This is a genomic window from Pseudomonas sp. UV AK001, from assembly GCF_046097675.1.
Taxonomy (GTDB): Bacteria; Pseudomonadota; Gammaproteobacteria; order Pseudomonadales; family Pseudomonadaceae; genus Aquipseudomonas; species Aquipseudomonas kribbensis.
The window spans coordinates 75,525-91,335 of the sequence record NZ_JBJUVZ010000011.1; the positions used below are offsets into that span (position 1 = coordinate 75,525).

Here is a 15,811-nt window from a genome sequence, read left to right on the forward strand (position 1 = left end):
ACATGCAGGCCACCAACCCCTCTATAAATGCAGGTAACATGCGTCGCTTTGCAGCCACTCGGCCTGACCATGTCCGCATCCTCCCGCTTCCCTTTTCTTCCTTATCTGTTCGCCTGCCTGCTCGGCCTGTTTGCGCTTTGCGGCTTCTGGTATGGCCTCGGAAAACCGGTGATTCTGCCGGACGTCGCCACCCCGACCCACAAGTTGCAATGCGCCTCCTACACGCCGTTCGACAAGGATCAGTCGCCGTTCGACGTGCCGTTCAAACTGCGCCCGGAACGCATGGACGCCGACCTCGCCCTGCTCGCCACCCGCTTCGAATGCATCCGCACCTATTCCATGACCGGCCTCGAAGCCCTGCCGGAACTGGCGCGCAAGCATGGTTTGAAGCTGATGATCGGCGCCTGGGTCAACAGCAATCCGATGGACACCGAGAAAGAAGTCGATCTGCTGATCGCCTCGGCCAACGCCAACCCGGACGTGGTCGGTGCGGTGATCGTCGGCAACGAAGCCTTGCTGCGCAAGGAAGTCACCGGTGCGCAACTGGCGAAGCTGATCAACAAGGTCAAAAGCCATATCAAGCAGCCGGTGACCTACGCCGATGTCTGGGAGTTCTGGCTCAAGCACCCGGAAGTCGCACCGGCGGTGGACTTCCTGACCATTCACTTGCTGCCGTACTGGGAGGATGATCCTTCGAATATCGACGCTGCCCTGCAACACGTGGCGGAAGTGCGTCAGGTGTTCGGCAACAAGTTCGCGCCCAAGGACGTGATGATTGGCGAAACCGGCTGGCCGAGCGAAGGTCGCCAGCGTGAGACTGCGTTGCCGAGTCGGGTCAATGAAGCCAAATTCATTCGCGGTTTTGTCACCCTCGCCGAACAGCAGGGCTGGCATTACAACCTGATCGAAGCGTTTGACCAGCCGTGGAAGCGCGGCAGTGAAGGTGCGGTCGGCGGTTACTGGGGGCTGTTCGATGCGGATCGCCAGGACAAAGGCGTGCTGGCCGGGCCGGTGTCGAACGTGCCTGACTGGTCGCGCTGGCTGGCAATCGGCGGTTTGATCTTTTTCGGCACGTTGGTTCTTGGCGGTCGGGTTCGCACCACGGGTTCAGCGCTGGTGCTGCCATTGCTTGGCGCCCTCGCCGCTTGTTCGATCGGTGCCTGGGCGAACCTGGCATGGTTGACCACGCGCTTCGCCAGCGAATGGGTGTGGGTCGGCCTGCTGACCGTATTGAATCTGCTGGTGCTGGCGCACGCCGCGCTGACCTTGAGCGCCCGCAGCGGCTGGCGTGAACGCGCCTTCAATGCCTTCGAACGACAAGCCGGCTGGCTGGTTGCCGCGGCCGGTTTTGCGGCAGCGGTGATGGTGCTGGAGATGGTGTTCGATCCGCGCTATCGCAGCTTCGCGAGTGCAGCGTTCATTCTGCCGGCACTGGTTTATCTGTGTCGCCCGGTGCCGGTGGCCCGCCGGGAAATTGCGCTGCTGACCTTCATCATCGGTGCCAGCATTGCGCCGCAGCTGTTCCGTGAAGGTTTGCAGAACCAACAGGCCTGGGGCTGGGCGCTGGTCAGCGGGTTGATGGTGGCCGCATTGTGGCGCTGCCTCCGGGTTCGCAACCGCTGACCTACAGTAACTAAAAGCATCGCGGGCGAGCCCGCGATGCAGCACTACCAGTCAGTTGGCGACTCGGGATTCCCGCACCAGCCGCAACCCGGCAATTACCACCGCAAACACCGCCAGCGTGGTGTTGTACAACGCCAGCGCCGGAAACCCGAACACCAGCGCCAGCACCGCCAGCCACCACCCTGCCCGCCCCGGCACGACAAAACCGATCACGGCAGTCGCGACCGCCGCCCAGCCGAGCATCTGGAAATGAATCATCAGGCCCAGGTTCGAGCGTACCGAGCATTCCCAGCGGCTCGCCTCGTCAACGCAGATGCCCACCCATTGCGCGTCCTCCATGAAGCCATAACGCGCGCCATAACTGGCGGCCAGCCATAACGGCAACAGAACGAGCAGCAGAATCACGGGCAAGCGGCGGGACATGGAACACTCCAATCGATGAAATCGGCGGCCAGCTTAATCTGCCGCCGCGCATACGCAAGGACTAACAACTCTTAACTGGTCATTCGATCCGCGCAAAGTGTATCGTCCGGCTACTATTACCCCGAATTCCGTCTGATTGGTGCCGATGCATGGCACTTTGGCGCAAACCCAGTGGTCATAGCCTGCGAACCTCATTCGGCACCTTCCTTTAAGGGATTCACTCATGCTCCGATCCTTGCGCTTCGCCGCCCTGTTTGGCGGCCTTATCCTGAGTGCGTCCGCGCTGGCGGTGGATATCGACGCCGCCAGTTATGGCTATCCCCTGACCAATCCGTTCGAAGCGACCATCGCCACCACGCCGCCGGACCTGCGTCCGGAGTTGCCTTCGGACGACGACATTAATCAGACCGACCGCAGCGTCACCCTGCGCCCGGAACGCGAGTTCATCCTGCCGGACAATTTCTGGGCAGTGAAAAAACTCACCTATCGCATCGCCACCCAGGACAAGGCAGCCCCGCTGATCTTCCTGATCGCCGGCACCGGCGCGCGGTATGACAGCAGCCTCAACGAATACCTGAAAAAGCTCTACTACAAGGCCGGCTACCACGTAGTGCAGCTGTCCTCCCCGACCAGTTTCGACTTCATGAGCGCCGCCTCGCGTTTCGCCACTCCCGGCGTGACCAAGGAAGACGCAGAAGACATGTACCGGGTGATGCAGGCCGTGCGCGCGCAAAACCCGAAAGTGCCGGTCACCGACTATTACCTCAGCGGCTACAGCCTTGGTGCGCTGGACGCAGCGTTCGTCGCTCACCTGGACGAAACCCGCCGCAGTTTCAACTTCAAGAAAGTCCTGCTGCTGAATCCGCCGGTCAACCTGTACACCTCGATCACCAACCTCGACAAACTGGTGCAGACCGAGGTCAAGGGCATCAACAACAGCACCACGTTCTATGAACTGGTGCTGGCCAAGCTGACCCGCTACTTCCAGCAGAAAGGCTACATCGACCTCAACGACGCGCTGCTCTATGACTTCCAGCAGTCCAAGCAGCACCTGAGCAACGAGCAGATGGCGATGCTGATCGGCACCTCGTTCCGCTTCTCGGCGGCAGACATCGCCTTTACTTCGGACCTGATCAACCGTCGCGGCCTGATCACCCCGCCGAAATTCCCGATCACCGAAGGCACCAGCCTCACGCCGTTCCTCAAGCGTGCGCTGCAATGTGACTTCGACTGTTACCTGACCGAACAGGTGATCCCGATGTGGCGCGCCCGCACCGACGGCGGCAGCCTGCTGCAACTGATCGATCAGGTCAGCCTGTACGCCCTCAAGGATTACCTGCACGACAGCCCGAAAATCGCCGTGATGCACAACGCCGACGACGTGATCCTCGGCCCCGGCGACCTCGGTTTCCTGCGCAAGACCTTCGGCGATCGCCTGACGGTTTACCCACTGGGCGGCCATTGCGGCAACCTTAACTACCGCGTCAACAGCGACGCCATGCTGGAGTTCTTCCGTGGCTAAATATCTCCTGCTGTTTGCAGCGTTACTCTGTGCAGGCGTGGCCCAGGCCGACAACAGCAAAGCCAATGCACCGGTGGTGGTCGACAGTGACGGTTTCAAGGAGCCGCTGTCCAAACTCAAGTTCAACCCGGGGCTGGACCAGCGCGAATTCGAGCGCTCGACGCTCAACGCACTGAACGTGTATGACCCGCTGGAATCGTGGAACCGCCGGGTCTACCACTTCAACTACCGCTTCGACCAATGGGTGTTCCTGCCGGTGGTCGATGGCTATCGCTATATCACGCCCGGTTTCGTGCGCTCCGGTGTGAGCAACTTCTTCAACAACCTCGGCGACGTGCCGAACCTGGTCAACAGCCTGCTGCAGTTCAAGGGCAAGCGTTCGATGGAAACCACCGCGCGCCTGCTGCTCAACACCACCATCGGCATCGCCGGGCTGTGGGACCCGGCCACCGCCATGGGCCTGCCGCGCCAGAACGAAGACTTCGGCCAGACCCTGGGCTTCTACGGCGTACCGGGCGGCGCCTACTTTGTGCTGCCGATCCTCGGCCCGTCGAACATCCGCGACACCGCCGGCCTGGCCGTGGACTACACCGCCGAATCGGCGATCAACTACCTGAACGTGTCGAAAGTCAGCGAAAACCACCCGGAAATCTGGGCGCTGCGGGCAGTCGACAAGCGTTATCAGACCCGCTTCCGCTACGGTCAGATGAACTCGCCGTTCGAATACGAGAAGGTGCGCTACGTGTACACCGAATCGCGCAAACTGCAGATCGCCGAGTAAACCGGCAGCCACAAAAAAAGGCCATTCGATGCAAATCGAATGGCCTTTTTCATTGAGCCGTAAATCAGCCCTTCAGCGCTTTCCAGAGCTTGCCGACGACCGACACAACCGCCAGCACCACCGCGCCCGCCACAACCCCCGCCACGCCATTGAGCAGCACCGGTACTGCAAACCCTGCACTGCCCGCCGCTGCGGCAACGCTCTCGATCCAGTGATGCACCACCGGTACGCCGTGGGTCAGGATGCCGCCGCCGACCAGGAACATCGCCGCCGTGCCGATCACCGACAGGCCTTTCATCATGTACGGCGCGGCACGCAGGATGGCGTTGCCGATGCGTTTCGCCGCAGCGCCGGGTTTCTGGGTCAGCCACAGGCCGAGGTCATCGAGTTTGACGATGCCGGCCACCAGGCCGTAGACGCCCACGGTCATGACGACGGCGATGCCCGACATCACGATCACTTGCTGGGTCAGCGACGCCTCGGCCACGGTGCCGAGGGTGATGGCGATGATTTCCGCCGAGAGGATCTTTTAACCACCGACTTCTTGCACAATACGTCGGTCAGCTTGACCTGCATGGGCGATGGAGGCTTGTGCATCACCCGATTTAGCACAATGTGGGCTCATCTGCCCCAGCTCGTCCCCCACCAAACGACAAGGCCGTTTTTCCATTAGCGCCGACGTCCTGACGCAGCTAGCGGCCCTTTAGTAATGCCTGCCCTGCTTAGTAAATTTGACGGCACAATGACAATGTCCCGTATTTAAAATTCTCAGAAAATGCCCCTTCAGGCAGCAACGAATGAAGTGAGATCAGTGGTTTCCCCCAGTCTGTCTCTATTGATCATCGCCAACTCCGACTCAGCACCAAATCAAATCCACACGTTGAAAGCCGCACTCATGTGAAACAGATACACTCGACATCGGCAATTTGCCATTACGACTACCATTTCTCGCAACGGACGCAACATGGATTACAGACGCATCAGAGGCATGGATTCAGGGCAGCGCCTCGCCTTTGAAGAACTCATATGCCAGCTAGCCAGACGTGAGCAGCCAGCTGCTGATGCAGAATTTAGGCGAATAGAAGGTGCTGGAGGAGACGGGGGAATCGAGGCGTACTGGTTGCTCAGTGATGGGAGCGAGGTTGGTTATCAAGCTAAATACTATACAAAATCGGGTGATATAGATTGGGCTAACATTGACGACTCAGTACGGCGAGCCTTGGAAACGCACCCAGGATTGTCCAGGTATGTTGTCGCTCTCCCCTGTGACCTGACTGATAAGACTGGCAAGCAAAATGGCGGCAACACAGGTTGGGAACGTTGGCACTCTCGAAAGGAAAAATGGGCAAAGCTCATTGCGCCAGGTAACCATGTCGACTTTATTGCATGGACGGCCTCAGAAATCACGGATCGACTAACTCATCCCAATGCTGAAGGGTTACGCAGATATTGGTTCGGCGACGTTGAATTCTCACCAAAATGGTTTTCCGATCACATTGACCTAGCAGTCAAATCGCTGGACGAAAGATACCACCCTGAAGACCATGTGGAAGTCGGCATTGAGAGAATATTCAAAGTCATATTGCGCGACGGAAGTATTATTACTGAGATTCAAGGGCACTTTTCAAAGATACAGAGCGCTGCGCAACTTGATGGCATTGAGCAGTCATTAGAAGGCAGCTTAGGGCTTATTGAAAGTATACAGACTCATTCAGCTGCCTTGGATAAACTTAGCCTGGCCTTCACTTCAGACGCATGGAGAGTGTGGCCTATAGCGGCAGCCCTGGAGATAATCGAGTCGATTTCAGACTGTGTTCATGACCTAGAAAGGACTCTTTGGCAAGCGAAGCAAGAAAAGACAAAGCAACCGAAATCTGGCAGCCCCTCACTGGACTACGTAGAGCACCGATTACGAGACCTCAGTGATGCATCATACGTCTTCAGGTCACTGATTGAGGGACGATACTTTTCTGCGGAATCAGGCCGCAGTATTTTTATATTTGGAAAAGCGGGAACGGGAAAGTCGCATCTGCTGGGGAGCGTAGCGCAGAACGCCATATCAGAGGGCAGAGCTGTCGTCCTGATCCTTGGCCAACAGCTAAACGGCGACAGCGTCTGGGCTCAGATTTCCAAGCGCCTGGGAGTCGGAGAAATTAATCCTGACGCATTACTACAGGCACTGAGTGCCGCCGCAGACGTTACCGGCAAGCGCGGATTGATCCTAGTGGATGCGGTAAATGAGGGCGCTGGATTAACCCTCTGGCGTAATGAGCTTGCAGAGTTCGTCGCGAGAGTCGAACGCCACCCGAATCTCATGCTGGCTTTCAGTTGTAGGACTGAATACATCCCTTATATTATCCCCCCAACAGTAAGTGAGAAGGTTCCAGCATTCCGAATTCGCGGATTTGAGACGCAGGAAGAGCAGTCCAGGGCGGCTCGCATATACTTGGGAAAGCGCGGTATATCTCAACCGAACACACCGTGGCTAGCTGCCGAGTTTGTAAATCCGCTTTTTCTGCGCAGCGCTTGCGTTGCTCTTGAAAAGGAAAATCAAAAGTGGTTTCCAAAGGGGTTGGTAGGCACAAAGCAGGTTTTTTCGTTTTACACGAAAAGCATTGCTCGCAACCTAGGCGCCGGAAGAGATGGTAGCGATGAACTGGTAAAGCCAACCAACCAAGCACTCGCTGCCATTGCATCGGAGATGGCGATAAATAGACGGGACTACGTGCCCCATAACGACGCTATACGCATCGTCGGTGGGAAATTTCACGCATATCCTGCACCTCCCGGAACCACATGGTTCGAAGTTCTTCAGAGAAACGGATTATTCCGACTTGATCCAGATCCTAGGGAAAGGAGCATCGATCCTTTTGCCGCCCCTGATGACATCGTTCGCTTCAGCTTCCAAAGACTTGAAGATCACTTGATAGCCTCAGTGATTCTGGATACGGTGCAAGATCCTTCTGATGCACTGAAATCTGGCTCCCTTCGATTCATCCATGATGATGATAGTATTCATGGAGACTGGGTTGGATTGGTAGACGCTCTGTCGGTGCAACTGCCTGAGCGTTTCAAGCAAGAGCTCCTCGATCTGCTGCCAGGCGATATCAATGCATGGGCAAATGATCCAGCGGTCAACGATGCCTTCATAGAAAGCATCAGGTGGCGCAGTAATGAGTCGTTCAGCCCCCGGACGCTTGAGCTGTTCAATGCGTTCTTGGAATTTGATGATCGACATTTCGATATTATTATTCAGGTTAGCGCGAGTGCTGGGCACCCCTGGAATGCAAAAGCGCTGCATAAGCGGCTAATCGTCCTTGATATGCCGAAGCGGGACGCAAACTGGACTGTTCACGCGAATACTCTTCCTTTAGATGAGGGGGATACTGCCAGACGGCTCATAGAATGGAGCGCTCTTGAGCAAAGTGAGCAGACAGACCCTGAGGTGCAGTACCTTTGCGCGATAATCCTCACATGGTTTTTTGCTAGCTCTAATCGGGAGCTGCGGGACAAGGCCACCAAAGCGCTTACCTCCCTGATGATCCGCAACCTTTCTCTGTACGCGAAGCTTTGTGATGACTTCGCCGCAGTGGACGACTTGTACATCCTGGAGCGCCTGCACACAGCTGCCTTCGGCGCGTGCTGTGTCAGCAGTTGTGAACGGCTCCTGCGAACCTTTTCTGAGGTAGCCTACACGGCTGTATTCGACCGAGCGGACGTCCCCGCGTCCATCCTGCTTCGAGACGCCGCCCTTGGGGTTATCGAGCTCGCCGATTGCAAAAACTGCTTACCAGAAACTGTGGACATTCAAAAAGCCCGGCCACCCTATAACTCGAAGCTCATTCGGCTTTCCGTTACAGAAGAGGCGGTCGAGAAGGCTGCCAAGCGTGCTGGCGACTCTCAGATACAGAGCTCATGCGCCCAGTGGGGTGGCGACTTTGGCTGCTATGAAATACGACCTCGCGTGACTTCGTTCCTGGATATCTCGCTCAGCACGCCTGAGCCCCTGACCCCTTCTGAAAGATATGAAATCTTTGAGCAAGAAGTCATCGACCATTGCTCTGAACGCGTCGAACTCCTTGAGATGATGCATGCCTTTACGCCCAACCGTTTCCGAGATCTTCTTCAGCGCCGGCAGGGCACTGCTGCACCTGACTACTCTGAAAGCTTTAAAGCGTGCGAGACACTCCTTCTAAGAATGCTGAGCACAGGTGAAAAGGCTAGGTATCGCAAGGAGTACAGGCCGCGATTCAATGCCCCCGAGGAACGGCCTGACCAGCTACCGCATATCGATGTGACTGCAGCCCAGCTCTGGGTTGCGAAGCGTGCCTATGCCCTAGGCTGGACGAAGGATCTGTTCCCCGATGATCGTAGCAGGCGTCATGATTACAGTCGGGACAGACCGTTGGTTGAGCGTATTGGTAAGAAATATCAGTGGCTGGCTTTGGATGAGCTTCTCTGCAGCCTTGCTGATAACAAATGGATGTCCGAACGTGCCCTCCATGGATCGCGTCAGTATGTTGGCCCTCTCGATGTAGGTTTTCATCGGGACATAGATCCAACAATCCTCCTAACTTCCGAAAAGGCGGCGAGTCCGGAAGATCTCATTCCCAGATCCGAAATCACCATGCGACAGACCTCAGAACAGGAACTCGGGAGTTGGCCTTTCGAAGAGGATCCGGCTTTGGGTATGGCAAGCCTTGTCAGCAGGACGGATGCGAAGGGCCGGGCCTGGATAGTCCTGCATGAGCATCGGTCGGTATCGGAGCGCTACAAAGATAAGTCCAGCCGCGAGCACGGGCTTAGAAAGCAGGAATGGCGCTTCCTACTACCTGTGATCGTCAGACGGGAAGATGAGCAGAGGCTCATAAAATACATCCGTATAGAAAAAGAGGTTCGAGTAGACAACTGGTCAACCCGAAACGCGACGGACGATGGCTATCTGCTGGAAGCCCCTTGGCGCTCGACGTGGGAACAGGAACAGTGGTCAACCATGGACTTTCACAATATTGGGGAGATTGAGGTTGCCTACCCGTGTTTCCGTTACCACTGGGAGTCCCATCTAGATGCGTCACTGAACGACGGCGCTCACGCTCTGATACCTGCACCATGGCTCGCAAAACGACTAGGGCTGACGCCGCATCACGCAAACTCAAACAGATACGCTGACAGCTCTGGCAGAACACTTTTCGTCAGTGGGCAGAGTTCTGACGACGGCTCTCATGCCTTTATCGATCAGAATTTGTTTGACTCCTTTCTCGAGGAGGACGGTCTGTCATGTGTATGGATTTTTGTCACAGAACGGGGTGCTTGGCCTGGCGGTGGAAACAGCCATGCCTCCTGGCGTCGATCTGAAGGGGTCGTTTGGTTTAGCAAGCGCGAACCACAGCTGCAACATTGGAAAAGGGATGTGGACAAGGGAGAGCCAGGAGAGCCATTCGACCTGGATTCCTGAGTTAGGGGCAACCGGGGTGGTCATCAGGTCGAGGCTCAGCTTCAGTTAACTGGGCCAGCTTCAACCTTATGGCTGATGACAGTTCGAATAGTGCGTAGCCAAACAGGAAGTAGCTCATGTCTAACAGGAAGAAAAAGCCAAATCGCTCCGGAAAAGTTACGTCGTCACTGGCAGATCACAAAAGGGTAGGAAAAGCGCTCATACCCCCCATTATGCAGCTCACAGGGATGAGCTTCTCGTCATGGGCGAACACTCGCCTACCGGAGATGCTTTGGGCCTGCCTGGTCATTACTGTAATTCCGCGTGAGGAGGCAATCGAGGTTTTTCGGGACATCGCTTCCATCGGCATTCGCTATCGACGTGATGATGAACACGAGCAGGAGCCAAAAGAAGCACTGGGCTGGTCGCTTCGCCACTCTGATTTGCCGAACCAGCCGAGAGAGCTCTTCAACGCCCTCGTGAGCCGGGTGCTCCGCTGCCATTCAGGCTTGCAAGCGTTGCGTCCGTTACTGCTCCTCGAAAACCTTCCAGGTCGCGACTGGTGGAAGGCAACACTCGCTGTTGAGGCAACCGAAGACGACTGGCAAACCCTAGCCCAGGCGGTGTTAAAAACCTTTGATCATCAGTCCCAAGAAGCCACAGATGTGCGCTGGCTAAGCGTGCTGTTCAAGCTAGGCCTAGGGGAGATCTTCGTCATGGAGGAGATGAGGGAGCAGATTCAGGAGATTATCGAATATCCACATCGGGGAGATATGAGATCAGTCCGCCCCTCCATCAGATCGATGGAGATGGCTGTAACCAGCCTCAAACAGGATCGAAAAACGAACCCATGGCCCGAATTATTCTGGGCTGACACATTGGAACATACCCATTGCCTCCCGGCTCCATTGGAGGCCAGAGGCAGGACTACCCACGACCCCAAAATCTTGGGCAAGACGATTAATGATGTTCGCGAAGCTCTACTGGCTCACTGGTTCACAAGCCTGAGCACCACTGGCCTGAATCCGAAACACGATGGCGTTTTTGGGTTCGGGTTCTTCGCTCTCGCCTGCTTAGCCGAAATGAGCATGGGCCCATTGAGCTCAGCAATCACCGGAAGGCTACTGCTTCGATCTCTCACTGAATGCAGGATCTCGCTGGCTTACCTAGTGCGCTGCGGGAACGACGAGATGTGGAAGAAGTTCCGCTCCTATGGTGCCGGCCAAGCCAAGCTAGCCCTGCTCAAGCACGAGGAGATGGCCGGCCAAAAGCCTCGGTTTGTGACCCAAGAGGCTTTGGAAACTTTGGCGAACGAGGACTACTTCCAAGAGTACGTGGAGATCGATTTGGGCCACTGGGCCGGTAAAGATCTTCGCCGGCTGGCAGAGGAGTCAAACACGAAGGATGATTACGACCGGTACTACGGCTGGGCCTCGGGCTTCGTCCATGGTCAGTGGGGTGCGATAAGGGACAGTAACTTCACTCACTGCCTGAATCCGCTACATCGGTTTCACAGGATTCCGCTGCCGATGCACCGCATGCTGGAGCCCACCATTGCTGATGCGATGCACTTGGTCAACTCCATCCTGAATGATGTGAGCACGGCTTATCCTGATTTAGATTCCCGATTTGAGATCGAGGACGTATCGGGGGACAAGGAGGAGAATGTGGAGGCCCCTACGGAACCAGCATAGCCACGAGTCTAGTGCTAAATCTTGCACGTGATACTGCTCCCGAAACGGCACCTTAAACATCAGGGCGTGGTGGAGTATGCCGTTTCGGATTCCTTCCGCGACTTCTCCTCTAGGATTTCAGCCCGCAGAGGGAGCGTTGAACTCAATGCTCGTTGCGATGTTAGGTAGCTGGGGCAGCGTTTAATCTACCTAAGAACCTTCCGGGCTAAGTCCCACACATCAGATGTATTCATAGATATATCAGAACCCTCCGCCTTAATCCTCACTAGCGGCCAAACCCTATCAACATAAAGGTTAAGGGCAGTATATGGGCGTAATGGTGTGGAGCGTTCGTGGAGCCTTAATATCCCGCTGTTCGCTGATGATGTGACCAGACATAGTTGACCCCGTAGCCTTTGACAAGATCTTCTGTCTCAGCAATTAACTGGAAGGCTTTCACCAGCTCGCTTGCCGGCTCGACTTTATAGACAAGCTTATCCTGTGCGTACCGAACCAAGAATCCTGTGAGCACGTCTGCCGCCTGGATGCCCAGGGAGTCTTCCGAGCGTTTGATTGACATCTCCGCTGTCTGCAGGAAGTCATAGTTCGAAGTGGGTGAAACCTTGTGCCCAGGCTTAGAGTCCTCTGCCGCTTTTTTAGCTCCGAAAAGGATGTCATCAAACTGCGTTTGGACGTCGTGCACCAGCTTCACGTGCTCGATATTTCCGTCATGGGCATGGTTTATACGTGCGTAAAGACTAGTAAGGGACGAGTAGTTTGGAAGGATCCATACATCCTTACCTTTTTTTCCTGTGTCAGGACTCGGCAGAAAGCGCTTGATGGTTTCCTCTTGGCTGACTTCTTGCTTGAGCACCTTTTGGAAAGTGCCCATCGCGCTCACAACAGCATCTGCAAGGTATGTGTGTAGCATACTTGAGCCTGACCGAGCAAACTCCAGTAGCGTTTCGAATGCAACGAAAAGTTTTTCCTTATCTTGCGTGTGGCAGGCTTTAAAATAATTCGTAAACACCTCATTTGGCGCATGAAGTGCAATGAACTCAGAAAGCAGGTTACGCGTATATTGTAGGTCTGGATCGGAGTTATCGACAAAGTAAGGAGGGAGAGCCAGGTAAAATATGACGTTCGTTGCGACGAAATATTTCTTTTCAGTTAGCTCAACGAAAAAAGGAAGCTCTTGGTCGACAATAAGTTTTATTAGATCTAGAACAAACTTTGGCTTCCCCTTATAAATCTTGACTGACTTCAAGTCGCTGGATCTAATTCGGTGCTTGTCTTTGAGCATTGAAATTTTGTTTTCGAATTCTTCGATGTTTTTTACGCCGATGCACCCCAAGCCAAAATACGGTTGCTCGCCAAAGCTCAGCGTATCGCCGCCGAGCGTCAAGTCTCCGGTGTTTCCAGACTCATCAATGAAGTAAGTGATTTGCGTGGTGCCGTCAGTGGCGGAATCCTTCATTTTTGCTCCTAGCTAACTACATCCAAATTCGTAGCCATTAAAGCATGCTTGCGTGCTGTAGAGCACGCTATTAGGTCTTATCAGGTCTTCCAGAGCGCGGCTTGACTAAAGGCGTGAGCATTCGATCCTCGTGACTCCAACTCAGAGACCTCAGGTTAGTGAACTGAGCATGTGACTTCTTTAACTCCTGCTTGTGGTGGCATCTCATTCACAGGGCTATAGCTACCTTCAGCGAGCTCACCGCCACAAAATACCCACAAATAAAATGTTTATTTGCATGATTGTTTGGCATCAAAAGCTAACCGGGCCCTAAGCCCCCCTAAAAAATCGATCCTGCAAACAGGACATGTAGCAGCACCCTATTTCTACGCGAATTGCTTATCCGGATGCGGCTTGGGCTTCCTGGGGTGACTATGATGCACGACAGCTTGAGTGAGACGCAGGGTTTGCTGGCTGCCCTTCCCCGCTCGAAGGCTTGCCGCATTTCAATGCCAGGAAATGGCATGCCGGTTTATATGACGATCGACCCAAGTCACTTAAGTAAACAGTTGAGTCGTTGGACTTGGTTTGATTGGGTACCTATTATCGTGGAATAGACGATGCTAGGAACGCTGCATTCATCAATAAAGAAATGCTCGGCTGATCAGCCCCCAGTTACTTCAAACCACAGCTTAGCTATGGGCAAGCGGAATGATTTAAACATAACCTTTCCTCTTACCGCCGGCGAGGTCTACCTGGTGCTGACAGACGTCGTACTTGGTGAACGCCTCATGATGCGAAGCTCTATACAGTCCACGTCCTGAATCTTCTGCGCAAAACACAGATTTCAACCTCAGACGCGAACATTTCTGCGGTGGACACTGAAGCCAACTTTTTCAACATGATCGGCCGATAGCCATATCTCAGTTTGTCGCGCTATAGCGACGAGTTGAGCTCGGAGATTAGCGTCTCACGATACTTAAGCGCTTCTACCGATGCCTCCCCGAGGGAGCTCGCGACTGCACTCAGTAACCCTTGGGCCAGCAACATGAATGCACACATGCTGTTGCTGAAAAAGAGGCTATGGTTAGGCACGTAAAAGCTATGCGTTGCTGTCTTGGCCAGAGGTGAACTGGCCGAGTCTGTCAATGCGATCACCTCAATGCCATGGCGGGCCGCAACTTCAGCGGTCACTAAAACACTCGGTGTGTAGGGGAAACAGCTGGCCACAACCAATACATCCCCCGCGTCCATCTGCGCCAAGGCATCGGCAACACCTTGCCGACTAGAGTCCAGTGTGCTGACGTCCGGTCGAAGCATGCCAAGGCCGTAGGCCATGAACAGGGCGAGCGAGTTGAACTGCCGCATCCCGTGAATTCGCACACGCCTGGCTTCGCTAAGCCGCGCCACGGCCTGATCAAAGACGACCGGGTCGATCTGCTCGATCATGCTAGCGATGTTGGCGCTTTCCTGACGCCCCAGGCGAGCGAGCTGGCTGAGCGGGCCGTTGTCATCAGTTCCGACGACCAGCCTTGAAGCCTGATCGCTGTAAAAGCTCTTGCCCTCAGTAAGCTCCCGGCGAAAAACGTCCTGAAGCTTGCTGAAACCCGAATAGCCCAGGCGCCGAGCCAGCCGCGACAAGGTGGAGGCGTTGACCCCTAACTGCCCAGCCAGCTCAGTAATGGACGATACGGCGGCCCGATGAGGCGACTCGATCAGTGACATCAGTACTCGCGCCGAGCTACTGCCGAGCACGATGTCGACTTCTTGCCGTTCGATAGCGGCCAGCAATTGTTTCAGGCCGGCCACGGTCTCGGGCAAATGTTCGCTGGATTGAATCATCGGGTCATCCACTATCGAGAAACGAAAACCACACCTTCGGCATCGGGACGAGCCGTATCGTGGCGGGTATAAACGCGCCATTCTACAGTGGTCGCCGTCAGCGTGAAGACGGCTGTGGCCAGCGTATTTTCATCGTCGGAATCATCCGGTGCGCAGCGGTAGATTGGCAGGACAGCGTCATGCTCATCGCGCAAAATGCGCAACGCCAGTGATGCATCCAGTTCGCCCTCGGCGTCAGCCAGCAATTTGTCTACGCGGTACTGGCGCGATTCAGAGCTGCCTGTGATCAATTGCCCGACGCTGTCGAGCCCGTCATGCACGATGTGATTGGCGTGGCCGCGTGTCTGGTGCACTTCCATGAGGGCCGTCACAGTCGATGTCGCCTCCGCACTGACAATTCGTGCCAATCCCGCTTGACCGAACGTGTGATGGAAGGCACCAGCGCGAGGCGTTGCGGCGACCGCGGCGATTGCCTCATCGATAGACCTGGCCTCCAGAGAAGCGCGGCCCAGAATCATGCGTGGCAAACCTGCCGGGATAGTCGTTGGTCGCAGGTTGTTGACCGTCGCGACGACGCCAAACTCGTTGACTGCAAACGTATGTCCCGCAATTGAGCCCGGATAAATGAAGCTGACGAAGGCTGCGCCCTCATCGGGCCTGGCGTGGACAATTGCGCAGTCGCCCCGCAGTTGCGGCAAGCCGTCCTCGTTGTGAGCGATCAGCGTCCCTTGGGGCGTCTGGCCAAACACGGTTGTACAGCCATCCACGCTTGGGAGCGCCGCATAGTCGCCACGGCAGTTCCACATGAACACTTCGTTGACGGGTAACTCCAGCCCGGCTGCAAGGCCTTCGATTTCTTGCCAGTAACGCGCAAACCGTTCGCGCACCAACGTTTGCATTTGCTGTGCCTTGTCCGTGTCGGCCTGTGAGGCGAGGTACTGCCAGAGTGGCAGAGGACGCAGCTTGGCGTTGACCGATTCACGACCGAACTCACCCAGGCGCAATCCGAGTTCGAACGCACTGCCGGCGATGTGAAGTTGAGCGAGCATCGCTGTGC

Annotated in this window: 9 protein-coding genes and 1 pseudogene; 5 read left to right on the forward strand and 5 right to left on the reverse strand. The window is 55.5% G+C overall.

Going from position 1 to position 15,811, the window contains the following annotated elements; translation table 11 throughout:
* Positions 1–27 precede the first annotated feature (27 nt).
* A complete protein-coding gene (locus ACKLNA_RS25155; protein WP_408987417.1) occupies positions 28–1,623 on the forward strand; it encodes a beta (1-6) glucans synthase in 1,596 nt (531 codons plus the stop codon).
* A 51-nt stretch (positions 1,624–1,674) separates the two neighbouring features.
* On the opposite strand, the gene ACKLNA_RS25160 is transcribed toward ACKLNA_RS25155, so the two are convergent.
* Positions 1,675–2,046, reverse strand: a complete 372-nt coding sequence (locus ACKLNA_RS25160; protein ID WP_408987418.1) for a hypothetical protein — start codon at positions 2,044–2,046, stop codon at positions 1,675–1,677.
* Positions 2,047–2,269: 223 nt separating this feature from the next.
* Here ACKLNA_RS25160 and ACKLNA_RS25165 point away from each other — a divergent pair, with 223 nt between their 5' ends.
* Entirely contained in the window at positions 2,270–3,568 is a 1,299-nt protein-coding gene (locus ACKLNA_RS25165) for a serine/threonine protein kinase (protein WP_085710535.1), read from the forward strand.
* On the forward strand, positions 3,561–4,349 hold the full coding sequence (locus ACKLNA_RS25170) for a VacJ family lipoprotein (protein WP_408987419.1): 789 nt from the start codon (positions 3,561–3,563) through the stop codon (positions 4,347–4,349). The genes ACKLNA_RS25165 and ACKLNA_RS25170 overlap by 8 nt, the downstream gene beginning before the upstream one ends.
* Before the next feature lie 64 nt (positions 4,350–4,413).
* On the opposite strand, the pseudogene ACKLNA_RS25175 reads toward ACKLNA_RS25170, so the two are convergent.
* A pseudogene (locus ACKLNA_RS25175) lies at positions 4,414–4,875 on the reverse strand (DUF808 family protein); the annotation flags it as partial.
* A gap of 438 nt (positions 4,876–5,313) precedes the next feature.
* On the opposite strand from ACKLNA_RS25175, the gene ACKLNA_RS25180 reads away from it, so the two are divergent.
* Together ACKLNA_RS25180 and ACKLNA_RS25185 are read left to right on the forward strand one after the other, a co-directional pair.
* Complete coding sequence (locus ACKLNA_RS25180; RefSeq protein ID WP_408987420.1) at positions 5,314–9,804, forward strand: ATP-binding protein; 4,491 nt, start codon at positions 5,314–5,316, stop codon at positions 9,802–9,804.
* A 116-nt stretch (positions 9,805–9,920) separates the two neighbouring features.
* Entirely contained in the window at positions 9,921–11,477 is a 1,557-nt protein-coding gene (locus ACKLNA_RS25185) for a DUF5677 domain-containing protein (RefSeq protein ID WP_408987421.1), read from the forward strand.
* A 340-nt stretch (positions 11,478–11,817) separates the two neighbouring features.
* Here the strand turns inward: ACKLNA_RS25185 and ACKLNA_RS25190 are convergent, their stop codons facing one another.
* The 3 genes from ACKLNA_RS25190 to ACKLNA_RS25200 all read right to left on the reverse strand — a co-directional run bounded on the left by ACKLNA_RS25190 (position 11,818) and on the right by ACKLNA_RS25200 (position 15,803).
* Positions 11,818–12,933 (reverse strand): DUF3800 domain-containing protein, encoded by a 1,116-nt coding sequence (locus ACKLNA_RS25190; protein ID WP_408987422.1) that lies wholly within the window; start codon positions 12,931–12,933, stop codon positions 11,818–11,820.
* 915 nt (positions 12,934–13,848) lie between these two features.
* Positions 13,849–14,754, reverse strand: coding sequence for a MurR/RpiR family transcriptional regulator (locus ACKLNA_RS25195; protein ID WP_408987423.1), 906 nt, complete (start codon positions 14,752–14,754; stop codon positions 13,849–13,851).
* An 11-nt stretch (positions 14,755–14,765) separates the two neighbouring features.
* The gene (locus ACKLNA_RS25200; RefSeq protein ID WP_408987424.1) at positions 14,766–15,803 is read right to left on the reverse strand and encodes a C45 family autoproteolytic acyltransferase/hydolase; all 1,038 of its coding nucleotides are present in this window, start codon (positions 15,801–15,803) and stop codon (positions 14,766–14,768) included.
* Positions 15,804–15,811: the final 8 nt, after the last annotated feature.